27 protein-coding genes are annotated in these 21,036 nt (G+C 72.3%); 16 read left to right on the forward strand and 11 right to left on the reverse strand.

The features are described 5' to 3' along the window. Positions 1 to 55 precede the first annotated feature (55 nt). The gene (locus F6X51_RS08615; protein WP_150962809.1) at positions 56 to 448 is read left to right on the forward strand and encodes a hypothetical protein; all 393 of its coding nucleotides are present in this window, start codon (positions 56 to 58) and stop codon (positions 446 to 448) included. Between the two features lie 66 nt (positions 449 to 514). Here the strand turns inward: F6X51_RS08615 and F6X51_RS08620 are convergent, their stop codons facing one another. Beyond that, positions 515 to 802, reverse strand: coding sequence for a hypothetical protein (locus tag F6X51_RS08620; RefSeq protein WP_150962810.1), 288 nt, complete (start codon positions 800 to 802; stop codon positions 515 to 517). A 402-nt stretch (positions 803 to 1,204) separates the two neighbouring features. On the opposite strand from F6X51_RS08620, the gene F6X51_RS08625 reads away from it, so the two are divergent. Then, positions 1,205 to 1,420, forward strand: coding sequence for a hypothetical protein (locus tag F6X51_RS08625; protein WP_150962811.1), 216 nt, complete (start codon positions 1,205 to 1,207; stop codon positions 1,418 to 1,420). Positions 1,421 to 1,535: 115 nt separating this feature from the next. On the opposite strand, the gene F6X51_RS08630 is transcribed toward F6X51_RS08625, so the two are convergent. Beyond that, positions 1,536 to 1,742 (reverse strand): hypothetical protein, encoded by a 207-nt coding sequence (locus tag F6X51_RS08630; protein WP_150962812.1) that lies wholly within the window; start codon positions 1,740 to 1,742, stop codon positions 1,536 to 1,538. 344 nt (positions 1,743 to 2,086) lie between these two features. On the opposite strand from F6X51_RS08630, the gene F6X51_RS08635 reads away from it, so the two are divergent. Further along, positions 2,087 to 2,305 (forward strand): hypothetical protein, encoded by a 219-nt coding sequence (locus tag F6X51_RS08635; RefSeq protein WP_150962813.1) that lies wholly within the window; start codon positions 2,087 to 2,089, stop codon positions 2,303 to 2,305. A gap of 19 nt (positions 2,306 to 2,324) precedes the next feature. Here the strand turns inward: F6X51_RS08635 and F6X51_RS08640 are convergent, their stop codons facing one another. Then, on the reverse strand, positions 2,325 to 2,681 hold the full coding sequence (locus F6X51_RS08640) for a hypothetical protein (RefSeq protein ID WP_150962814.1): 357 nt from the start codon (positions 2,679 to 2,681) through the stop codon (positions 2,325 to 2,327). 536 nt (positions 2,682 to 3,217) lie between these two features. On the opposite strand from F6X51_RS08640, the gene F6X51_RS08645 reads away from it, so the two are divergent. The 7 genes from F6X51_RS08645 (at position 3,218) to F6X51_RS08675 (ending at position 8,248) form a co-directional block, all read left to right on the forward strand. Further along, positions 3,218 to 3,490 carry a hypothetical protein gene (locus tag F6X51_RS08645; RefSeq protein ID WP_150962815.1) on the forward strand — a complete coding sequence of 91 codons (273 nt, stop codon included), beginning with the start codon at positions 3,218 to 3,220 and terminating at the stop codon, positions 3,488 to 3,490. 4 nt (positions 3,491 to 3,494) lie between these two features. Beyond that, the gene (locus tag F6X51_RS08650) at positions 3,495 to 4,790 is read left to right on the forward strand and encodes a D-serine ammonia-lyase (RefSeq protein WP_150962816.1); all 1,296 of its coding nucleotides are present in this window, start codon (positions 3,495 to 3,497) and stop codon (positions 4,788 to 4,790) included. Positions 4,791 to 4,944: 154 nt separating this feature from the next. Continuing rightward, the gene (locus tag F6X51_RS08655; RefSeq protein WP_150962817.1) at positions 4,945 to 5,700 is read left to right on the forward strand and encodes an SDR family oxidoreductase; all 756 of its coding nucleotides are present in this window, start codon (positions 4,945 to 4,947) and stop codon (positions 5,698 to 5,700) included. 107 nt (positions 5,701 to 5,807) lie between these two features. After that, the gene (locus tag F6X51_RS08660; protein WP_150962818.1) at positions 5,808 to 6,254 is read left to right on the forward strand and encodes a cupin domain-containing protein; all 447 of its coding nucleotides are present in this window, start codon (positions 5,808 to 5,810) and stop codon (positions 6,252 to 6,254) included. Positions 6,255 to 6,290: 36 nt separating this feature from the next. Then, positions 6,291 to 6,755 (forward strand): carboxymuconolactone decarboxylase family protein, encoded by a 465-nt coding sequence (locus F6X51_RS08665; RefSeq protein WP_150962819.1) that lies wholly within the window; start codon positions 6,291 to 6,293, stop codon positions 6,753 to 6,755. Continuing rightward, positions 6,745 to 7,644: a sigma-70 family RNA polymerase sigma factor gene (locus tag F6X51_RS08670; protein ID WP_150962820.1), complete on the forward strand. Its 900-nt coding sequence runs from the start codon at positions 6,745 to 6,747 to the stop codon at positions 7,642 to 7,644. Before F6X51_RS08665 ends, F6X51_RS08670 begins: the two co-directional genes overlap by 11 nt. A 343-nt stretch (positions 7,645 to 7,987) precedes the next feature. Beyond that, entirely contained in the window at positions 7,988 to 8,248 is a 261-nt protein-coding gene (locus tag F6X51_RS08675; RefSeq protein ID WP_150962821.1) for a DUF6894 family protein, read from the forward strand. Between the two features lie 135 nt (positions 8,249 to 8,383). Here the strand turns inward: F6X51_RS08675 and F6X51_RS27775 are convergent, their stop codons facing one another. Further along, positions 8,384 to 8,551 (reverse strand): hypothetical protein, encoded by a 168-nt coding sequence (locus tag F6X51_RS27775; protein ID WP_191970043.1) that lies wholly within the window; start codon positions 8,549 to 8,551, stop codon positions 8,384 to 8,386. A 166-nt stretch (positions 8,552 to 8,717) separates the two neighbouring features. On the opposite strand from F6X51_RS27775, the gene F6X51_RS08680 reads away from it, so the two are divergent. Further along, complete coding sequence (locus F6X51_RS08680) at positions 8,718 to 8,975, forward strand: hypothetical protein (RefSeq protein WP_150962822.1); 258 nt, start codon at positions 8,718 to 8,720, stop codon at positions 8,973 to 8,975. A 969-nt stretch (positions 8,976 to 9,944) separates the two neighbouring features. Here the strand turns inward: F6X51_RS08680 and pqqA are convergent. Then, complete coding sequence (gene pqqA / locus F6X51_RS08685; protein ID WP_109888207.1) at positions 9,945 to 10,034, reverse strand: pyrroloquinoline quinone precursor peptide PqqA; 90 nt, start codon at positions 10,032 to 10,034, stop codon at positions 9,945 to 9,947. Between the two features lie 119 nt (positions 10,035 to 10,153). Beyond that, positions 10,154 to 10,591 (reverse strand): MucR family transcriptional regulator, encoded by a 438-nt coding sequence (locus tag F6X51_RS08690; protein ID WP_150962823.1) that lies wholly within the window; start codon positions 10,589 to 10,591, stop codon positions 10,154 to 10,156. 235 nt (positions 10,592 to 10,826) lie between these two features. On the opposite strand from F6X51_RS08690, the gene F6X51_RS08695 reads away from it, so the two are divergent. Next, complete coding sequence (locus F6X51_RS08695) at positions 10,827 to 11,087, forward strand: hypothetical protein (protein WP_150962824.1); 261 nt, start codon at positions 10,827 to 10,829, stop codon at positions 11,085 to 11,087. Positions 11,088 to 11,105: 18 nt separating this feature from the next. Here the strand turns inward: F6X51_RS08695 and F6X51_RS08700 are convergent, their stop codons facing one another. The 5 genes from F6X51_RS08700 to F6X51_RS08720 form a co-directional block, all read right to left on the reverse strand. Further along, complete coding sequence (locus F6X51_RS08700) at positions 11,106 to 12,737, reverse strand: dihydroxyacetone kinase subunit DhaK (protein ID WP_150962825.1); 1,632 nt, start codon at positions 12,735 to 12,737, stop codon at positions 11,106 to 11,108. 146 nt (positions 12,738 to 12,883) lie between these two features. Continuing rightward, positions 12,884 to 13,366, reverse strand: coding sequence for a DoxX family membrane protein (locus F6X51_RS08705; protein WP_150962826.1), 483 nt, complete (start codon positions 13,364 to 13,366; stop codon positions 12,884 to 12,886). Between the two features lie 859 nt (positions 13,367 to 14,225). After that, positions 14,226 to 14,807, reverse strand: a complete 582-nt coding sequence (locus F6X51_RS08710) for a 3'-5' exonuclease (RefSeq protein ID WP_210250292.1) — start codon at positions 14,805 to 14,807, stop codon at positions 14,226 to 14,228. Positions 14,808 to 14,816: 9 nt separating this feature from the next. Beyond that, positions 14,817 to 15,266 (reverse strand): GNAT family N-acetyltransferase, encoded by a 450-nt coding sequence (locus F6X51_RS08715; RefSeq protein WP_150962827.1) that lies wholly within the window; start codon positions 15,264 to 15,266, stop codon positions 14,817 to 14,819. A gap of 160 nt (positions 15,267 to 15,426) precedes the next feature. Beyond that, positions 15,427 to 16,146, reverse strand: a complete 720-nt coding sequence (locus F6X51_RS08720; protein ID WP_150962828.1) for a cytochrome c biogenesis CcdA family protein — start codon at positions 16,144 to 16,146, stop codon at positions 15,427 to 15,429. Between the two features lie 834 nt (positions 16,147 to 16,980). Between F6X51_RS08720 and F6X51_RS08725 the strand changes: the two genes are divergently transcribed. The 4 genes from F6X51_RS08725 to F6X51_RS08740 all read left to right on the forward strand — a co-directional run bounded on the left by F6X51_RS08725 (position 16,981) and on the right by F6X51_RS08740 (position 21,036). Then, positions 16,981 to 18,732 carry a sensor histidine kinase gene (locus F6X51_RS08725; RefSeq protein ID WP_150962829.1) on the forward strand — a complete coding sequence of 584 codons (1,752 nt, stop codon included), beginning with the start codon at positions 16,981 to 16,983 and terminating at the stop codon, positions 18,730 to 18,732. A gap of 128 nt (positions 18,733 to 18,860) precedes the next feature. Further along, positions 18,861 to 19,169 carry a hypothetical protein gene (locus F6X51_RS08730; RefSeq protein ID WP_150962830.1) on the forward strand — a complete coding sequence of 103 codons (309 nt, stop codon included), beginning with the start codon at positions 18,861 to 18,863 and terminating at the stop codon, positions 19,167 to 19,169. Further along, positions 19,166 to 19,804, forward strand: coding sequence for a TetR/AcrR family transcriptional regulator (locus tag F6X51_RS08735; RefSeq protein ID WP_150962831.1), 639 nt, complete (start codon positions 19,166 to 19,168; stop codon positions 19,802 to 19,804). The genes F6X51_RS08730 and F6X51_RS08735 overlap by 4 nt, the downstream gene beginning before the upstream one ends. Then, positions 19,801 to 21,036 carry an efflux RND transporter periplasmic adaptor subunit gene (locus tag F6X51_RS08740; protein ID WP_150962832.1) on the forward strand — a complete coding sequence of 412 codons (1,236 nt, stop codon included), beginning with the start codon at positions 19,801 to 19,803 and terminating at the stop codon, positions 21,034 to 21,036. Before F6X51_RS08735 ends, F6X51_RS08740 begins: the two co-directional genes overlap by 4 nt.

A 21,036-nucleotide genomic window follows, 5' to 3' on the forward strand; every position in this document is an offset into this window, starting at 1 on the left:
AGGAGGAACCATGCGAAGGCTGCCCATGCGAAGGCTTCTCGTGCGATCCTTGCTCGTGCGATCCCTGCTTGTCACCGGCACCGCCGGGGGATTGCTCGCCGCCGCCCTGCTGTCCGCCGAGGCGCGCGCCGGGCGCGGCCTCCGCCTGCGGGGCCCGATCCTCGCCCAGGACCGCCCGGCACCGACGCCGGAGCGCGCCAGGGTCGGCGTCGGCGCCGCCCTGCCGATCGCGGTTCCCGCCGCGGCGGGAACCGCGGGGGTTGCCGGGAGCGGGCCGGGCGCCGCGCCGGCCGAAGCCTCCGGCGTCTGGCCCCCCGATGCCGCACCCCGATGGGCGGCGGAGGCCGCGCCCGGCCAGGGCGCGGCGGGCCGGGTCGCCGACGCGACGCCCTGGTGCCGCCCCGATCGGATCGCCGGATCGGGTGTCGGGTTCTGCCTGATCAACTGAGGCGGTAAACCCGGTCCCGCCCGTCCGGGACGTCGGCCCGCCCGGCGCCGGGGGATCAGGCGGGCCTTAGGCGAGGGTCATTCCGGGCCCGGAGCCGCAGGGGCCGCGGGCCTCGCCTCCGAAGCCCCCCGGAGCCGTGATCCGGCTCACCGCATCGCCCTGCCAGTCGATCGTGAATCCGAGATCCCGCAGGGCGCCCTCGAGGAGGGCGCGCCAATCCTCGGAGCCGCCTCCGGCGGCGCGGCGATCCTCCAGGGCCATGTGGATGCGCGTGATGGTGGCGCGGTCCGCCAAGGATCCGGACTTCGCCCAATGGTCGAACAGAGCGCACAGCGCGCGGTCGGAAGTATTCATCGGCCGGGCCGCCATCGAAGAATGTCGAACGCCCCGGAAGGCGTTGAGCAAAGTCCATACGTCGTAGAAGGTTCGTGACCGCATCTCAACGAATTTTAAGGAAATCCTGCCTTCAATCGGGCGATGCAGGAGGTGCTGTGTCCCGCCCGCTACTCGTTGCGCTTCTCTTCGGCGTTCTCGCCGCCCTGCTCTTCGTAGCGGTCAGCCTCGTGCTGCAGCGCCTGCACGGCGCGTGAGCCCATCGGGGCCGCGCGCCTGACCGGTCCGGGCAGGCGGGTCGGCCCGCCTGATCCTCGGCGAGGCGGGGGCCCGGACGGTCCGCGGCACGACCTTTGCTCATTCCCCGGCAACGAGACCCGATCGGGCGAGGGAGCGCCGCGCAACGCCACGGAGACGTGTCGCATGCTCTACGGTCTGTACTTCCTCACCTGCCTGGCCTCCAACCCGACGCACTGCGTCCTGCGCGTCCATACCTTCGGCGAGGATGTGTGGACGCCCCAGCAATGCATGAGCGTGGCGCAGCCCCAGATGGCGCAATGGCAGCGCTCGCACGACCGCTGGCGTGTCGAGCGGTTCCGCTGCGGCAAGCCGCCGAAGGACGACGGCACGCGGATCTAGGGGGCCCGTCCGCCGAGGTGGCCGCCGGCTCGGCGCGTGGCGATTCGGGATGCCGGAGAGACGGGGCGCCCCCCGTGATCCAAGGATCATGGAGAGCGCTGCGAAGCCGCCGGATCTAGCGCGGGCCCGCCACCGCGCGGACGCTCTCCGACAGGGCATTCGGCGCGTAGGGGCCGGGGACGTCCTCGATGGCGACCGGCCGCAGGCGCGCCGGCTCGTAGGCGACCGCCTCGATGGCCCGGCTGATGGCGGCCCACGGATCCTCGCACTCGGCGATGATGACCCGGAGGATCGAGACGAGTTGCTCCTGCGCGTCGGACATGGCGTGCCTCACACTTCGCGCACAGCGGCTCGGTCCGGATCCGAATAGCTGCAGAACGCGGCGCTCTGCTGGATCGAGTAAGTTTAGATTCCGCGGGCGCGGGCGAAAAGCTCTATAAAGGACAAGTCATACTCCCAAGGGAGCAGACGAGGCGGCCGGCCATGGATCGAAGGCCGCGCCCCGACCCCGGTTCCGATCCTGGTTCCGACCTTCAGCCCTCGCGGCGGTCGTGATCGTTCGTCGAGCCGCCCGACCGCCGGCCCGGCGCCGGCATCGCGGACCCGCCGCGGCGTTTACGGGCGGGCCATTCCTTTCCGGCATCCTCCCGGCGGAGGAGGCCCCGGATGCTCGAACAGGCTCTCAAGCACCTGCGATACGCGATGATCCTGCGGGACTGCGCCGGCGCGAGCCGGGATCCGGCCGCGCGGCAGCTCTTCATGACGATGGCGAGCCTGCACGAGACGCGGGGGCGCAGGCTGCTGCGCCGGGTCCGGCCGCGGGCGGAGGCCAAGGCGCCGCCGCCGGACCGCCCCTGGCACTCGGGCCGCTCCGCCCGGCGCTGAGGGATCGGGCCGGGCGCTCTCAGCGCCTGAAGGACCTCAGCCAGGACGAGACCGGATCGATCATGGAGCCCGCGACGGAGGAGGCCCAGGCCATCGCCCGCGAGGCCATGGCGCGCGCGCCCTGCCCCGGCGCCGCCTCCTCGGTGATCCGGGCCGCCAGGATCGCCGCCACGTAGGCATCCTCGCGGTCCTTGCACTCGTCCAGGGCGCTGCGCTCGGCGGCGAGCCGGCTCTGCGAGCTCGGCTGCCGGCCGTAGGCCTCGCGCACGCAGCCGTGCCAGGCCCGCTCCAGGCCCGGGAGGTCCGGGACGGATGCGGCGACCCCCGGCTCGACACCGAGAAGGATCAGGGCCGGTATGAGCAGGACGATGCGCATGCGGTTCGTTGTGTCGCCTGCGCCCTCGGGTGACAAGAACAAAAGAGCAACACGCGACCGCGATCAGCGTCGGAGGCCGATGCGGGAGCGCAGGGGCGCGACGATGCGCAAACGTGGTTAAGAAACCGTTAACGGAAGCACGCTGGAGGTGCCGGGACGCCGCATCGATGTGCTCAAGCGCACAACCTGCATCGGCGAGCAGGAGAAAAGGCTTGCCGCCTCAGAACCGGGATGGCATTTCTGCAGTGCAGCACGGCGATGGCGTCGCCGGGCTGCAGCCCTTTCTTGGGCGTTTCCTCCCTAGACTTCGGGCCGCTCCGCAAGGGCGGCCTTTTTTCTTCTGCGTCGGCTTCGGTGTCAAGAAGGATCGTGCTCGCGGCGTCCTTCGGGGGAGCCGATCTTGCCCGCGGCCGTCCGCCCTGGGGATTTCCTCCACGGACCCTGACGGGGCGTCGCCATCCTGGCCGGGGTTGGGTATGCAGGGGCCGACCGAAGCGTCCGCCCGCGCGGCGCGGGGGCGTGCACAGGAGGCCGGGATGACGATCAACCGGGATGCGATCGAGCAGGCCGCGGACCTGTCCGCCCTTCGCGTGCTGGTTCAGACGGTGGCGCTGCTGACCTTCGAGGGCCACGGCTTCACCCCCGAGAAGGTCCGGGCCCTCGGGCGCGGCTTCGCGGCGGAACTCGCGGACGTGACCGTGCCGGGCGCCGGCGAGACCTACGACGAGGCCATCCGCGGGGCGAATATGCGGGCGATCTCGGCCCTGTTCGACGCGGTCGCGGACGGGATGCGGACGGGCGAGGGCTAGGGCCGTGCCGGGGTCGATCGGGACCTCGGAGATCCGCGAGGCGGTGCCGCTCGCGGTTCGGCAGGCGCGGCCGACGGTCTGGCTCAACCCGCGCCGGGTTGCCGCCGACGACATCCTCCCGACGCTGACGCTCACGCGCGCCGACGTCGAGGCGGCGGAGGCCCGCTGGCGCCGCTTCGACCCGCTGCTGGCGCACCTCTTCGACGCCCTCGGGACCGGCCGGATCGACTCGCCCTTCCGTGCCCTGGCCGCCCCCATGGCCCGGCGCGTCGCGGGCGGGCAGGGCGGCGCGGTCTGGGTGAAGGCCGATCACGAATTGCCCGTCACGGGCTGCATCAAGGCCCGCGGCGGCGTCTACGAGGTCCTGGTCTATGCCGAGGCGCTGGCGCTGGCGCAGGGGCTGCTCAGGCCCGGCGAGACCTATGCGCGGCTCGCGGATCCGGACGCCCGGCGCCTGTTCGGCGCCCACACGGTCGCGGTCGGGAGCACCGGCAATCTCGGCTTCAGCGTCGGCGTGATGGCGCGCGCCCTCGGCTTCCGGGTCGAGGTGCACATGTCCCACGACGCCAAGGCCTGGAAGAAGCAGCGCCTGCGCGAGATCGGCGCCGAGGTCGTCGAGCATGCGGGCGATTACGGCAGCGCGGTCGCGGCGGCCCGGGCCGCCTTCGCGGACCGGGCGGACGCCCATTTCGTCGACGACGAGGATTCCCTCGACCTGTTCCTCGGCTACGCCACGGCGGCCTTCGACCTGAGGCGCCAGCTCGCGGCCGCCGGCGTCGCGGTCGATCGCGATCACCCGCTCTATGTCTACCTGCCCTGCGGCGTCGGGAGCGCGCCCGGGGGCGTGAGCTTCGGCCTGACGCTGCTGTTCGGCGACGCCGTCCGCTGCATCTTCGTGGAGCCGGTCGCCGCCCCCTGCATGCTGGTGCAGCTCGCGGCCGGGCTCGAACGGCCGGTCAGCGTCTACGAGGTCGGGCTGGACAACCGCACGGAAGCGGACGGCCTCGCGGTGGCGAGCGCGTCGATGCGCGTCGCCCGGACGGTCGGGCCGCTGATCGAGGCGGTCGTGACCGTGTCGGACGCCGATCTCAGCGCATGGCTGCGCGAGCTCTGGACCGGGGCGGGACTGCGCCTCGAACCCTCCGCCGCGGCCGGGTTCGCGGCGGTGCGGCCCTTCCTCGCCGCCCTGCCGGCCCCCCCGGGCGGGGACCGTGCGACGCACGTGGTCTGGACCACCGGCGGGGCGCTGCTCCCCGAGGCGGAGTTCCAGGCGGCCCTGCGGGGCGACGGGACGGGTTGACGGCGCGCCGGCGGGTTTTCGCGCCGGTCGCGGGGCCGCGTCCCGCGTCGAAGAAATTCCGCCGCGATGTCACAGCCGCCGAGGCTGCCTCGTCCTGTGTCCGGATGCGCACCGGAGAATGCGGGGCGCGCGACTGAGGACGCGGGAGACCGGCATGAAGATCGTGGTCATCGGCGGCAGCGGGCTGATCGGGGCGAAGCTCGTGGAGCGGCTTCGGCAGGGGGGCCACGCGGTCCTCCCGGCCTCGCCGGGAACGGGCGTCAACGCCGTCACGGGGGAGGGGCTCGCGGACGCGCTCGCCGGCGCCGACATCGTCGTCGACGTGGCGAACGCCCCCTCGTTCGAGGATCGGGCGGTCCTCGACTTCTTCGAGCGCTCGGGGCGCAACCTGCTCGCCGCCGAGGCCGCGGCCGGCGTGAGGCATCACGTCGCCCTCTCGGTGGTCGGCACCGACCGGCTCGTGGCCAGCGGCTACTTCCGCGCGAAGCTGGCGCAGGAGACCCTGATCAGGGGCGGCCCCATCCCCTACACGATCGTGCGGGCGACGCAGTTCTTCGAGTTCGTGGGCGGCATCGCCCGATCGGCCACCGAGGGGCAGACCGTGCGCCTGTCCTCGGCCCTGGTGCAGCCGATCGCGTCGGACGACGTGGCGGCGGCCCTCGCCGCAATCGCGCTCGCGAGCCCCGCCGACGGTCAGATCGAGATCGCCGGTCCCGAGGTGCTGCGCCTCGACGACCTCGTCCGCCGCTACCTCGGGACCCTGGGCGACGCGCGCATGGTCGTGACGGACCCGAGCGCCCGCTACTTCGGCGTCACGCTCGAGGCGCGCTCCCTGGTGCCCGGACCCGACGCGCGCCTCGCCGCGACGCGCTTCGGGACGTGGCTGGGCCGACACCCGGTCCCGGCGTAACCTGCGCCCGGATCCGCGCCCCGGAAGGCTGCCGGATCGCCCGGCCGGCCTTGCCCGACCCATGCTTGCCCGACCCCCTGCATGCTCGACCCCATGAGAGATGTCCGATGCTCCAGAGACTCATCTGCACCGTCGCGCTGGCGGCAGCCCTCGCCGGCGCCGCCGGCGCGCACGAGGCCCCCCACCCCGGCGCCACCGCCGACGCGACCGGGACGGTCGACGCGACCGTGACGGTGGTGTTCGACCACGCGCTCCCGAACGTTCCGGGCAAGAGCCTGAAGGGCGTGCTCGTCGCCTACGGGCCGGGCGGCGCGTCCCCCGCGCACACCCATCCACCGAGCGCCTTCATCTACGCCACCGTGCTGGAGGGCGCGATCCGCAGCCAGGTCAATGACGGGCCGGAGCGGGTCTACCGGGCCGGGGAGAGCTTCGCCGAGTTGCCGGGCGACCGGCACGGCGTCAGTGCCAACGCGAGCCGGAGCGAGCCCGCCCGGCTCCTCGCCGTCTTCGTCGTCGACACCAGCGAGACGACCCTCACGACCCCGGTCCCTTGAGGTCACCGGACCCGCCGCCGAGATGGAGGACGAATCATGACCCCACGCGTCGACAATCCCTACGCGCACGCGCCGGCCGGCATCCGGGCCATGATGGCGCTCGAGGCCAGCATCCAGGCGAGCGGCCTGGAGCGCGGCCTGCTCGAACTCGTGAAGCTGCGCGCCTCGCAGATCAACGGCTGCGCCTACTGCATCGGCCTGCACGCGACGCAGGCCCGCCGGCACGGGGAGAGCGAGATGCGGATCTACCTGCTGAACGCCTGGCGGGAATCGACCCTCTACGGCGACCGGGAGCGGGCGGCGCTCGCCTGGACGGAGGCCCTGACCCGGATCGCCGAGACCGGGGCGCCGGACGAGGTCTACGCGGCGCTGGAGGCCGCGTTCACGCCGGACGAGCAGGTGCAGCTCACGCTGCAGATCGGGGCGATCAACCTGTGGAACCGGCTGCAGGTCGGCCTGCGCGGCGTCCAGAACCCGGATCCCTCGCGCGATGCCGGATGAGGCGGGCACCGACGTCTTCGAGGCGCACCGCGCGCGCCTCCTCCGCCTCGCCTACCGGATGCTGGGCTCGGTGGCCGAGGCCGAGGACGTGGTCCAGAACGCGTGGCTGCGCTGGTGGCAGGTCGACCATGCCGGGGTGGAGGCGCCCCCGGCCTTCCTGTCCCGCATCGTCACGCGGCTCTGCCTCGACGCCATGAAGTCGGCCCGGGCCCGGCGGGAGACCTATGTCGGGTCCTGGCTGCCCGAGCCGCTCGTCGAGATGCCGGAGGAGGGGGCGGTAGCGGGCGACGACCTGACCCTGACGCTGATGATGGCGCTGGAGCGGCTGTCCCCGCTGGAGCGGGCGGCCTTCCTCCTGCACGACGTCTTCGGCCTGCCCCTGGGCGAGGTCGCCGCGACCCTCGACCGCGATCCCGCGGCGGTCCGGCAGCTCGCGGTGCGTGCCCGCAGGCACGTCCAGGCCGACCGCCCGCGCTATCCCGTGGCCCGGGAGGAGGGCGACCGCATCGCCGAGGCCTTCTTCGCGGCCTCGCGCAGCGGCGACCTCGGCGCGCTCCGGACCATGCTGTCGGACGGCGTGGTGATGCGCTCGGACGGGGGCGGCAAGGTCCACGCCTTTCCCAACCCGATCGCGGGGGCGGAGCGCATCCTGCGCCTGTTCCGCGGCCTCGCCCGCAAGGCCGTCCAGCCGGCGACCTTCCTCAGGGCGATCCGGGTCGACGGCCTGCCCGGCTTCGCCAGCCTCGAGCGCGGCGGCGTCCTGCAGGTGACGGCGCTCGCCGTCGAGAACGGGAAGGTCGCGGGCATCTTCATCACGCGAAACCCCGACAAGCTCCGCCACGTCGCCAGGGCGCTCGGCCTGCCGCCGCCGGCGACGCCGCTCCACTGAGGCGGATTTCGTCATCCGGGCGGCACGCGCCGCATCGCCCGAGATCGGCGCGCGGTGCGGATGCGATCGCCGCGCGGCCTCGCACACCAGCTGCCACGTCAGGACATGGCTGATCGCCTGAGAGGCTGGAGGCAAATTGCTGTGATGACGACGTTTTTCAACCCGAGCACGAAAGGTTAAAAATCCGTTAACGCCGAGATTTTGGCACGAGCGTACCGCATCGTACGCTCTAACCTGTTGATTTAGCTTAGGTGATCTCGGATATAGTGAATCATCTACTTGATTCGCCAAGCCGAGCGCGCGGCGGTTCCCCACCATCCAACACAGTTCAGGAGATCGATCCGTGGCTCGGTATTTCTTTGACGTGCACGATCTGAAGTTGTCGGCCTGCGACCACGAAGGGACCGACTGCGCCGACCGGAAATCCATCTCCGACGAGGCGCTCCGCGCCCTGTGCCAGATCGCGGCCGACCAGCCCGAGCGATACCTCAACCAGAAGCTCCGCGTCGTCGTGCGCGATGCCGCGGACCGGATCGTCCTGACGGCGGCCCTCGACCTCTCGACTGCCTGGCACATCGATCACAGCCAGGCCGCCGCCGCCTGACGTCACGCGGGGCGTGCCGCGTCCGCGGGTCCGGGTCTGCACCTCGGCAGCGCCCGGGATCGCGCCGGCCGGTATCCGGGCGCCGTCATCGCGGGCAGGTCCGCATGTCGTCGCGCTGAGACGGAATTTGCGTCTTCAGAAGAACAGATGAAGATTGCGGCTGATCATTCCCAAGCTCACCAGAAGCAGCGTTCCTGCGAGAAATTCGAAGCCACGTCGATGTTGTGAGTAGCGTACCGACGCGTAGCTGGAGCTGATCGCAAGAACAAGAATCGCGGCGATGACGAACCAAAGCGTGTTCACCGAACCTCCATGCGGAGTGATATACACGCAAGTTCGCGGGCGCTGAGACGTCGAGCGCGATTACCCAAGCGGTAAAATACTGAAAAAAATTCGAGCTGAGCCGACGAAGGAACGAAAATGCAGATTTTGCATTTTCTTTTCCACGAAATGACGGGCTGTCGGCAGGATGGCGCAGTATCAGTTCAGTGTCCGGTTCGGCGACGGCGCGGTGAAGCCGATCCGAAGCGTCGTGCTGGCGGATGACGGCGGGGCTTGGACGACCGGGCGGCAGGTCGTCGGACTCCTGAACGCGCGCCTCGAGGGAAACGCGCAGCTCGCCTCGGCCACGCTGCTCGTGACGGATGCACGGGGGGTGCTCATCTGGGAACTGCCGTTCTCGGAGGCCTGCCTCTGCGCCCCGCGGACGTTCGGCCTCCTGCATTGAGGGCCGCCGAGAGGCGATGTCCTGACGGCCTCCCTCCACCGGAATTCGCAGGCTCCCGTGCGCGCGGCCACGCCGCGCGGGTGACGCACGCGCCCCGTCCGGAGCCCGCCGGGCTCATCACTGCGGGGCCTTGCGTCGGCCGGACGGGTGGCGGCGACCGACGGCCCTATCGGGGGATCGCCATCGCGACCGCGGAGCGGGGGCGCGCCGGCAGGCCGGGCGGAGGCCCGGGCGAATCGCCGAGAAGCGCGCGAGACCGCAGAACCTGATCCCGCGAGCGTTGAATCGCCCGCGCGAGATCGGCCCGAGCCTGCCGGCTGTCACGGATCAGCGCTGCGTTGAGAAGGCGGCCCTCGTCATTCATGACACCGCTCCGAACCGATCTGGGCAGACAGGCTAGTCTTCGGACAAATTTGGCTCAAGCCGGGATCGAGCCTCGTCGAGAGGCCGCGCCGTTCGGTACGAATCCGACCAAAACTCGCGGCGACCCCATCGAGATGCGCCCCGTCCGCGCGTCGGGTCGGTGTCGCGGGACGGTCCTCAGCAAGGCGCGCGCGGATCGCCGCCGGTCGAGACCCGCAATCCGGGCGCTCTCCGGACGGCCCACATTCGCACGGGCCGGGGCCCGAGGTTGCTTCATCGGGAACAAGGTCGCGCGTGCCGGGTTTTCCGCATTGCAGCATCGCGATGGCGTCGCGATGCCTGCGACCCGCCCTAGCGGGCGTTTCCTCCCTAGACTTGGGCCGTCCTCAGGGGCGGCCCTTTTTCTGTGCAGGGACCCGAAGCCTCGATCGATCCGGTCCGCACGGCAGGCCCAGGGTCCATGCCACACAATCCAGGCGGGGCTCGGTACGCTCAGGCGAAGCCCGCCGGCGCGAGGGGCCGGCATCGATCAAGTCGTCACGATCCGGCAACAAAAAAGGCGGCCCAACCGGGCCGCCCTGATCAGTCGATGACCTGAAACTCTGCTTAGTGGAAGGTGTCGATCTCAGCCGACTCGTAGCTGGTGACTTCCATGCCGACGCAGACTTCCTGGACGATGGGGGCGGACCACTTCATGGCTTCTCTCCGTGTGAACTTCTGAGACCTATATGGCAGCACGCTGCAACCGAGAAAAGAGGGGTCGAGACTTATATTCCTCTTAGACCACGGCACCACGACCATCCGGGGCGGCCTGTTCAAGGCTCGTCGCCGCGCGCCGCCCCGCCTCGGCCCTTCCCCAATCCCATCTGGCGCGCGAGTTCGGACCGGCGCGCCGAGTAGGCCGGCGCCACCAACGGGTAATCCGCGGGCAGCCCCCACTTGACCCGATAGGCGTCCGCGCTCAGGCCGAGCTTCGCGAGGTGGCGCTTGAGGGACTTGAAGCGGCCCCCGGTCTCGAAGCTGACGAGATGGTCGGGGGTGATGGATTTCCGGATCTGGGCGGCGCTCGGCCTCACGGGGGCGGCCGCCTGCAGGACGTTGCTGTTGGCGGCCGCATCCATCGCCGCATGCACGCCGCGGATCAGCGCCGGCAGGTCCGCGGCGGAGACGACATTATTGGAAACGTAGGCGGCGACGACGTCGGCCGTCAGTCCAAACAAGTCGACGGCTGTCGCTTCGGCAGGGTCCGGCACACGAAACTCCCTATTGGCGTGAGGGCCAATCCATCGATCAGCCCATCGCGGCGATCAAGATCCCGAGCGCGTCGAGGATGCCGATTCTTCGCCGCCTTGCACCAAAGCACAAGATCCGGCACGGTCGGAATAACCCATGCAAGTACCGCAGATTTTCTGTTGAGCGCAGCGTTGCTTGTGAACATCGCTGGCCGATGATCTGGCGACCCGCCGGGCGTGTTGATACGCTCACGCGATGAATGATCTCGAAAACTGCCTCAGCACCTTGAAGACCATGGCCGATCACGGCGTCACGACGGACGACGCGATCGGTGCCGCTTTGAGCGACTACCTCGCCGCCCATGAGACGGGGCTGGAGCGGCTGGAAGCCATCACGGCCTTGGACGATTACCTGAAGGCGGGCGCCGCCGAGGAGCTCGAACCGCGCGGCTTCTGGCTCTCGGTGCTGGAAAAGTCCGACGATCTGGCGCGGATCGTGAAGGCCGACGGACGATAGCCCGCCCGCCGCAGCCGGTCAGGCCGAAGCCAGAGCCGAGAAGGCCTCCGCCACCGCCGCGGCGCCCGGATCCGCGATGCCCCTGAGATCGCCTGCGGCGAGGTAGCTCGAGCGGCCCGTGGCGGCGCGCTCCATCGCGGCGGTGGCGCGGGCGCCGTCCTGCGCGGCGCGGGCCGCCCCGGCCAGTCCCCCCGCCTCGAGGGCGGCGACAGCCGGGATCAGGGCATCGAGCAGGGTGCGGTCGCCGGGTGCGGCACCGCCGTAGCTCCGGACCCGCGCGACCCCGTCCGCCAGCGCCCGCGGCCAGGCCGCCCCGCCGGCCAGGGCGGCGCCGGTCGCGGCGAAGAAGATCGAGGCCAGCACGCCGCTCGATCCGCCCGCGGCCCGGCCGATCCGCTCGGCGAGCGCCCGGGCGAGGGCGGGCGCGTCGGCCTGCGGCAGGCGATCGAGATCGGCCAGCACCGCGCGGGCGGCCCCCGCGAAGGTGGTGCCGGTATCGCCGTCGCCGACCCGCGCATCGAGGGCGTTGAGCGAGGCCTCCGCGGCGGCGAGCGCGCGCGCCACCGCCTCGATCCGTCCCGCCACCAGGGCGTCCCGCGAGGGCGCGAAGGCCTCGCGCTGCAGTCCCTCGGGCAGGGGCCGCGCCGGCGCCGCGGGCGCCACCGGCTGCGCGCGCGGCCAGGCCGGCACCGCAACCGGCGCGCGCAGCGCCGCCTCCAGCGCGTCGTCGAGGGGCAGGAAGGAGAGCGAGGCGCCGTGCATGTCGAGCGCCGTCATGGCCGGGCTCGGGCCGAGCAGCAGGCGAACGCGCCTGCCGAGGTCCGTGTCGAGCACGGCGCGGGTCAGCACCTGCATCTCGAGGGCGGTCGTCGCGCCGAGATTGTTGACGAGGAGCGCGAGCCGCTCCGCCCCGACGACCGGGGGCCCGAAGCGCGCCGTCATCAGCCCTGCGAGGTCCGCGGCGGATGGCAGCGCGATGCGCTCGGCGCCGGGCTCTCCGTGAATCCCGAGCCCGAGCTCCGCCTGCCCCGGGGCGAGGCGCGGCTGGGGCTCGGCGCCCGGAATCGTCGCGGTCGAGACCGCGATCCCGAGGGATTGCACCGCCGAGGCCGCGCGGCGGGCGAGCGCCGCGACGGAATCGAGCGCGGCGCCGGAGGCGGCGGCGTGGCCCGCGACCTTGTGGACGAACAGCGTGCCGGCGATGCCCCGCGGCTGCTTGGCCTCCGGCAGGGCGACGTCGTCGGCGACGAGCACGGTCTCGATCCGCAGGCCCCGGGCGCGGGCGCGCTCGGCCGCGAGCCCGAAATTCAGCCGATCGCCCGCATAGTTCTTGACGACGAGCAGGCATCCGGCCGGCCCCGTCACCGCCAGGATCCCCGCCAGCACCGCATCGACGGACGGCGAGGCGAAGACGTCGCCGCAGACGGCCGCGCTCAGGAGGCCCGGCCCGACGAACCCCGCATGGGCCGGCTCGTGGCCGGAGCCTCCCCCGGACACCACCGCGACCCTGTCCGGATCGGGGTCGGCGCGCAGGACCACGCGGATCTCGGGATAGCCGTCGAGCCGGGCGAGGCGCCCGCCGCTCGCCACGATCAGGCCGTCGATGGCGTCGGTGACGAGGGTTTCGCGTGCGTTGATGAAGTGGGCCATGGCGTGACCTCTCCGGGATCCCCGCCGCGGTCCGTCCCGCGACGCATCGCCGACCTGTCTGGGCGGTTCCGCGCGGCCTGACAACGGTGCGGGCGGGGGCACCGCCTGAACGCGCTTCAGACCGGCTCCGGCCGCTCAGTCCCCCGTCACGGCCGGACCGGCTGGTCGGCGAGCCGGTACGGGTGCGACGACGCGAAGGGGTCGGAGAGGAACGCGTCGACCGTCGCCGCGCCCGTTCCGAAGGTCACGAGCAGGAAGCCGCCCGCGAGGGCGAAGTTCTTGAGGAAGTCCCAGAACAGCCCGCGGGCACGGCTGTCGCTGCCCGCCCAGAAGTCGCCGGGCTTCCAGAACTGCTTCCACAGAAGGGCCGTGACGCCGCAATAGCCGGCGAGGACGAAGGCGGCGGCGCGGTCGGCGATGCCGGTCAGGATACCGAGCGACATGACGATCTCGACGAACAGCCCGGTCAGGATCAGGGCCGTGGCGGCAGGGCGCGAGGACACCGCCTCGCTGGCCTGCCCGACCGCTCCCCGGAAGTTGAGGATCTTGTCCAGGGCGCTGAAGGGCAGGAAGAGGAGGATGAGGAGCAGGCGCACCGTGAAGGCCACGAGAATGCTGAACGTTGCCACCCGTCAGACTCCCGCCATGCAACAGGTCTCCGCCGCGTCGAGGGACGATACCGGCCGCGCGCCCCGAGGCTCGAACGGCGACGCTAGCAGAGATCGCGCCCGAGGGGCAGGTGCGCCGGATTTCGGTGCGCTTGCGCGGACGCGCTCTCCCCGGACACCCCTTCGCCGGCCCGCGGCCCTCCGAGCGGGCGGGTGGGCGCAGGTCGGATCCCAAGATTTCCGCGCAGAACGACAACGCACCGCGTCCGGGCAACACATCGGAAATCGCGGCGTCATCTATACAGCGAAATATATACATTTGGGAGAACGCGGAAAATCAGTTGCGGCCTGACGACAAACTGTGCTTCGAAGGAGTGACTGCATCGTAGGGCACCGCGCCATGCCTGAAGCCATTATTTTCTACGGCTACATTTCTGTCCTGGCGGGACTCACCGTGATGCTGTTCCGGGATTGGCGCAGGCGCGACGAGCAGCCCAATCTTCAGATTCGGGCCTAGATCTCCCGAAACTGCGGCGAACGCCGACCGCGTCGGTGGACCGTCCGGCGCGCCGAGGATCCTGCCTTCAGCGAGACACCGTGGTTCCCGTGGAGCGGCGCGCGCTCCGGACGGCGCGCCGGTGCGGGCGCTGCGCCCGCGCGAGCGCCCCGTGGTGACGTCGGCTCCGGTGACGCCGGGCCCCAGAACCGCGTCGGAGGGGCCGCGTCCGGTCCTGGCCCGGCAGGGCCCCCGGCGCAATCCCCCGGCGTCGGTGGCGTGCCGGGCTGCGAGAAGCTCGTCTCCGGGCGATCGGCCGGCCCCAGCCGATCTCGTCGTCGCCGGCCGGGTCCTGGCCCGGGAAGCCCGTCACGTATCCGGTGCTCAGGCCGGCATCCTCGTTCCGGGGCGCGCCGTCTCGGCGCGAGCCCGGTCGCAGGCGGCCTGCCAGAGGCGCCATTCCTGCCGCGCATCGGCGAGGGCCCGGTGCGCCGGCGGCCCCGCCGCGCTGTCGTCCTTGCCGACGGAAGCCAGGATCTTGGCCGCGAGGCCGCCGCGGCGGTCGGGTGGGATTCCGCCCGCGTCGAGGATCTCCAGGACGCTGCAGCGTTGCGCCTCCTCGGTGTCGCGCAGCCGCAGGGCGTGCCGCGGAAGCCCGGATCCGCGCAGCAGCCGGCTCAGCCACTTGCCGTCCCACGACGGCGCCGAGGCGTAGAGCGCGACGTCCCGGAGGACGGTCAGCATGTGCAGGGCGACCCAATCGTGCGGCGCGCCCTCCCGGGCCAGGTGCGGGCGCGAGAGGCCGTGCACGGCCTCCGCCCCGGGATCCCAGTCCGTCCAGCCGGGTGCCGGCCGTATCAGGAAGCTCTCGGCCTCTCCGGTGGCGAACACCCAGGCCACCTCGATCGGGTAGCCCTGCTTGCCGAGGGAAGAGGCCTCGAAGTCCAGGAAAGCCAGCCGTCTCACGAGGCGTCCTCAGCCTTTCTTCCGCAGGGGCCTGACGAAGCAGCCCGCGGCCTCCACGAAGCCGGTCGCACCGCAGAAGTCCAGCAGGCTCGGCTGGTCCGCAGGGGCCAGGAGCTGCAGCACGCCGCAGCCCGCCATCCGGGCGGCCTGGGACGCCGCCTTCAGGAGCTGGCGGCCGATCCCGCGCCGGCGCTCCTCCGGGCCGACGAGGAGCAGCGTGACCTGGGCAACCGGCGAATCCTGGTCGAGGACCGCATACCAGTGCAGCACGACGATCCCGCTCGGCGGCCCCCATTCGAGCGCGAGCAGCGCCGTGCCCTGGCCGTCGCGGAGCGCGTCCAGCCGGTCCGCCAGGGCATGCGCGGGCACCGGGTGGCCGGCCGCCTCCATCAGGGCGGAGAGGCTGGGCGCATCCGCCGCCACGGCCGTGCGAATCTCCAGTCCGTAGCGGCTTCCCAACAGCGTCTCCGATCACCGGCCGCGGCCCCCGGAGCGCCGCCGACGGGCTCCCGCGCCGCCGCGCCCCGCGCCGATGAGGCTGCCATCGCGTATCCGAGCCTGCACCGGCGCGTCAAACGCCGGCTCCGGCACGGCCTCGGGGATCGGGGGAGCCCGAGCGTCAGAACCGGGTGGTGAGCGCGGTCAGCCAATCCGGCGAGGCGTTCACGAGGGCGGTCTCGAGCGCCTTGTCGACGCCGAGGAGGATCGCCGTGCCGGTCGCCGCGAGGACCGCCCCGAGGGTGAATCTCAGCCCCCTGCCGAGGCGCATCATCCGGTCGCGCGCGCGCAGGAGCAGGCCCCTCGACAGCGTCCCGAGCGCCAGCAGGGGCAGGGCCGCGCCGAGACCGAAGACCAGCATCGTCAGGCCGACCGCCGGGAGATCGCGCCCCTGCGCGGCGAGCAGCGAGGCCGCCCCGAGGGTCGGCCCGACGCAGGGGCTCCAGACCGCACCGAGCAGGAGCCCGACCCCGAACTGCCCGGACATGCCCGCCGCCGAGCGTCCGCCGAAGCGGTGCTCGGCCCAGTTCGCGACCGGGCCGGCGGCGACCGCGAGGCGGGTCTGCGCCGCCGGGACCATCAGCACGAACCCGACCCCGACGAGGAGGATCGCCGCGACCCTGCGGAACACATCGATGTCGAGGCCGATCGCGAAGCCGATCGCGGCGACGAACAGGCCGATCGCCGTGAAGGACAGGGCGAGGCCCGCCGCGAGGGCCGCCGGACCAAGCCTGTGCTCGGAGGCGGCGGCGCCGAGAACCAGGGGCAGCAGGGGCAGCACGCAGGGCGAGAGGACCGACAGAAGGCCGGCCGCGAAGGCGAGGCCGAGTTGGACCGCCATCGGCTCAGGAGCCCCGGTCGGAACGGGTGTCGCCCCGCCCCGGCCGGGGCGTCGGGACCGCGCCGGCCGCAGCGCCGAGGGGCCAGGACGGGCGTGGGGACAGGATCCTCAGCGGTCTCACGGCGTTCGATCCCTCGGCCTCTCGCGGTGCCCCGGCACCTCGGTCGGAGCATCCTCTACAGGTAGGCGCTCGGGCCGCGGGAAGGAATTGCGGATCCTCCGGAGATTTGGGCCCGGGGGCCGCCGGGCGCATTCCGGGTCTCGAAGGCCGTCCCTGTCCGAGAGGCCGCCGGAGGACCAAGCCTCTCGTGCGGGCGGTCATCGCCGTCGATCGGGGCAGCCGCGCCGAGCAGGACGCCGCGCCAGGTCTCGATCGCAACCCGAGCCCGCGCATCCCGAGCCCGCGCATCCCGAGCCCGGACTCGGGCGAGGGTTCAGGGCGGTCACCCGCGCGGGACAGGGCCTCGGGGGACACGCGACGCCGGCATCGACCTTCGATCCTGCCCGCGCGGGTTTGACCAATCGCCGGGAGGTCGGCGGGGCAGGGGCCTGAGATCTGAGAGCAGCCCATGTGATCCGAGCGTCTTCATTCACGAAATCCTCATGTAAAGACCAAGAATTCCAACAAGAACAGCACGGCTCATCGGACAAACGGATGATCGAGCATCATCGTGCCGGGCCGATACTGAACCCTGTAAAGGCCAGCACCCATTCGCCGGGAGCTTAGCCCAGCAGAGGATCTTGCCTTGCGGCGCAACTCCGCGCAGATTGGCCGACTTGGACGCGGCATCGGCTTGAGTGCTTGCAGAGCGCCGGGTGCGGGGGAGGCCTGAGATGCTGACAAGCCGGGTCCTGGCGCTGGTGGCTCTCGCCCTGACCCCGGCGCTCGCGATCCAGGGCTACAACGAGTACGCGCAGCGCAGGGACCGGGACGAGGCCGTCCGGGCCGACGCCCTCGCGACCGCCCGCGTCGTCGCCGCGGATCTGGATCAGCTCGCCGACAGCATCCACCAGACCCTCGACATCGTGGCCGAGACGCCCGCGATCCGGCAGCGCGACGCGGAATCCTGCACCGAATACCTCCATCGCATCATCGACAAGCTCCCGCAGATCATCCTCATCGCGGTGACGGAGACGAATGGGCGGCTCCTCTGCAACAGCCTCGGCTCCGCGCCGGGCGCCTACACGAATGCCGGCCGCGACTACCACCAGCGCGTCCTCGCGACCGGCGAGTTCGCGATGGGCGGCTTCGCGCAGGGCGTCGCGACGGAGCGGGAATCGGTGCATTTCGCCCAACCCCTGCGCGACGACGATGCGCGGCCGGTCGGCGTGCTCGTCGCCAGCATCGATCTCGCCTGGCTGTCGGAACGGCTTCGCCAGCTCGTGCAGCAGGCGAGCACCTCGCTGACCGTCTCCGACCGGAACGGCATCGTCCTCGTCCGTCGACCGGACCAGGATCTCTGGCTCGGCCGCTCCCTGCCTCCGGAGCGGCTGGCCCGGCTCTCCCGGGACCGGGATGCCGCCCGGATCGTGGCGGGGCTCGACGGCCGGGAGCGGGTGGTCGGCGTCGTGCGTCCGCAGGGCGTTCTGGAGGGCGTCACGGTGGTCATCGGGCGGGACCGGGCGCTGGCCTTCGCGGATGTCGATGCCGCCACCCGGCGGGGCATCATCCTGATCCTCGCGGGCGCGGTGCTGTCGGGGCTCGGCGCCCTGGTCGGCGGGCGGGTCTTCATCCGCCGGCCGATGCACCGGCTCCTGCGCACCGTGGCCGCCTGGCGCGCGGGGGACCTGCGGGCCCGCACGCGGATCGCCGGCCCCTCCGAGTTCGGGCAGCTCGGCGAGGCCTTCGACGCGATGGCCGGCTCGATCCAGGCCAACCAGGACCACCTCAGGGAGGAGCTCGCCCGCAGCCGCTCCCTGCAGGATCAGCAGACCACCATGCTGCACGAGCTGAACCATCGGGTGAAGAACACGCTGGCGACCGTGCAGGCGCTCGCCCGGCAATCCCGCGGCGGCGAGGAGGACGCGGCCCAGCTCGAATCCCGCCTGCTCGCCCTGTCGAAGACGCACGACCTCCTGACCCGGGACGATTGGAGCGGCGCCGCTCTGCGTGAGGTCCTCGAGAACGAGCTCGGCCCCTATCGCCGGGATGCCGATCACGTCGTCCTCGACGGACCGCCCGTCATCCTGGCGCCGCGCTACGTCCTGGCGATCGGCATGATGGTGCACGAGCTGACGACGAACGCCGCGAAGTACGGCGCCCTGACGCGCCCCGACGGGCGCGTCCGGATCACCTGGAGCGTGTCCGCTCACGAGGGCGGGAACAGTCGCGACAGCGGGACGGCCCGTGCGGGCGAGGAGACGCGCCTCCGCCTGACATGGCAGGAGAGCGGCGGCCCCGCGGTGGCCCCGCCGCAGCGCCGCGGCTTCGGCACGCGGCTGATCACGGGGGCCATCAAGCGGGAGCTCGATGGCGAGATCCACATGAGCTTCGACCCGGGCGGCGTCTGCCTCCGGCTCGACGTGCCCCTCGAGCAGGCCGCGCCCGGCATCGTGGCGGCCCGGGCGCTCGACCGGACCCATTAGGGAGCCCAGCTCCGCGCCGCGGGCGCGAAGGGCCGGCCTGACCGCCTCGGCGCGGATCGTGCGCCGCGGCACCGGCGATTGAATGAGCGTTCATTGACTCCTGAATGAACGTTCAATAGGATCTCCGGATGCACAAGGAGGCGGTGATGCGTTCCTCTCGTCGCAGTCGATCCGGCGAAGCCGGCGCGGCCGCCTTCCGGTCCGCTCGGGCTTCCGCCCGGCCTGCCGCCCGCGCGCCGGACGGGCTACGTTGGATCCTTCGGCCGTCGAACCTCCTGCTCGGCGGCGTCCTGCTGGCCGGCTGGCTGGCGCTCGTCGGCTGGACCGGAGCCGGGCCGGAGGGCTGGCAGGCGCGCCTCTGCGCCGATCTCGACCTGCAGCCCCGGTCCTGCGGCGCCGTTCAGCCCGTGGACGCGGCGTGGAGGGCGCAGTCGTGACCGCGGCGACCGGCAGCGCCATCGAGGCGCGAAGCGGACAATCGGCGCGGCGCGAGCACATCCTCGACGCCGCCGAGGCCTGCTTCGTCCGCAACGGCTTCCACCGCACCACCATGCAGGACCTCGCCCGCGCGGCCGGCATGACGGCGGGCAACATCTACCACTACTTCGAGTCCAAGGAGGCCCTCGTCCTCGGCCTCGCCGAGCGGGAGCGCGAACGCGGCGCGGCGCTCGTCGGCCAGCTGGCGAGCGGGGGCGACCGGCGCGCGGTGCTGATGGGCATCATCAACCAGTACTTCGTGGCGGTCTCGCGCGAGACCGCGGTGCTGCGCGTCGACCTCTGGTCGGAGGCCACCCGCAACCAGGCCATCGCCGCCATGACGGAGCGGTTCGACGAGGAAGGACGCGGCTTCTTCATCGACACGATCGCGGCGCTCGCCACCTCGCCGGATTGCGACCCGGCCTCGCTCTACGAGGCCCTGGACGCGCTGATGCGGGGCCTCGTCGTCAACCGCGCCCTGCGGCCGAACTACGACCCGGCCCCGGCGGCCGCTCAGCTGGAGGCCCTGCTCGATGCGGGCCTGGCCGGCCGCCTGCCGGCCCCCTCCGTCCCGGTTCTGGAGACCGCCCGATGAATCCCGCCCTCAAGGTGGCCGGCCCCGCGATCCTGGCGCTCGCCCTCGGGCTGCCCGCCGGGCACGCCCGCGCCGAGACCGCGCCGGCGCCCAGGGCCAGCCTCGCGCCGTCGGTCAGCGTGGTCGAGGCGTCGCGGCGCGAGATCGTCGAGACGGTGGTCGTCACCGGCACCCTGGTGCCCCGCGACGAAATCCTGGTGACGCCCGAGATCGAGGGCTGTCGCATCACCGAGGTGCTGGTCGAGGAAGGGGCCCGCGTCGCGCGCGGGCAGGTCCTGGCGCGCCTGTCGCGCGACCTGATCGACCGCCAGCTCGCCCAGCAGAGCGCCCTGGTCGACAAGGCGAGGGCCGCCGTGCCGCAGGCCCAGAGCAGCATCGAGCAGGCGGAGGCCGCCGAGACGGAGGCACGCCTCGCCTTCGACCGGGCGAAGCAGCTGATCCAGACCGGCAACGCCACCGCGGTGGTGATGGAGGGCCGCACGGCCACCCTGCGCCAGGCCGAGGGCAAGCTCGCCTTCGCCCGCAACGGCCTCGTCATCGCCAGAGCCGAGTTCGCCCAGGCCCAGGCCGTGCGCGACGAGCTGGAGCTGCGTCTCGCCCGCACCGAGATCCGGGCGCCGGAGGGCGGCATCGTCAGCCGCCGCACCGCCCGCGTCGGCATGGCGGCCTCCGCCTCGGCCGAGCCCCTGTTCCGCCTGATCGCCCGCGGAGAGATCGAGCTCGAGGGCGAGGTCATCGAGACCAGGCTGCCGCTCCTGCGCGAGGGCAGCCCCGCCTGGATCGAGATCGGGGCCGGCGCCCGCGTGCCCGGCAGCGTGCGGGCCGTCTACCCGGAGGTCGACAGGGCGACCCGGCTCGGCAAGGTCCGGGTCCGCCTCGAGCCGGATCCGCGCCTGCGCATCGGCACCTTCGCCCGCGGGGCGGTGGAGCTCGCCCGCGCCCGCGGGGTGACGGTGCCGCAGGCCTCCGTCCTCTACGGCGGGCCCAAGCGCAGCAGCGTCCTCGTCGTCGCGGGCGAGGTCGTCGAGGCCCGCGAGGTCCGGACCGGCCTCAGCGACGACGACGATATCGAGATCCGGACCGGCCTCGCGCCGGGCGAGCGCGTGGTCGCCCGGGCCGGGAGCTTCCTGCGGGACGGCGACCGCGTCCGCCCGGTCCTCGTCGCCGCCCCGGCCCCCGCGGTCGCCGCCGCGCCCGCGCCGCACGACACCGCCGAGGCCGGCCTGCCCTGA

The sequence above is a fragment of the Methylobacterium planeticum genome (assembly GCF_008806345.1).
GTDB classification, from domain to species: Bacteria; Pseudomonadota; Alphaproteobacteria; order Rhizobiales; family Beijerinckiaceae; genus Methylobacterium; species Methylobacterium planeticum.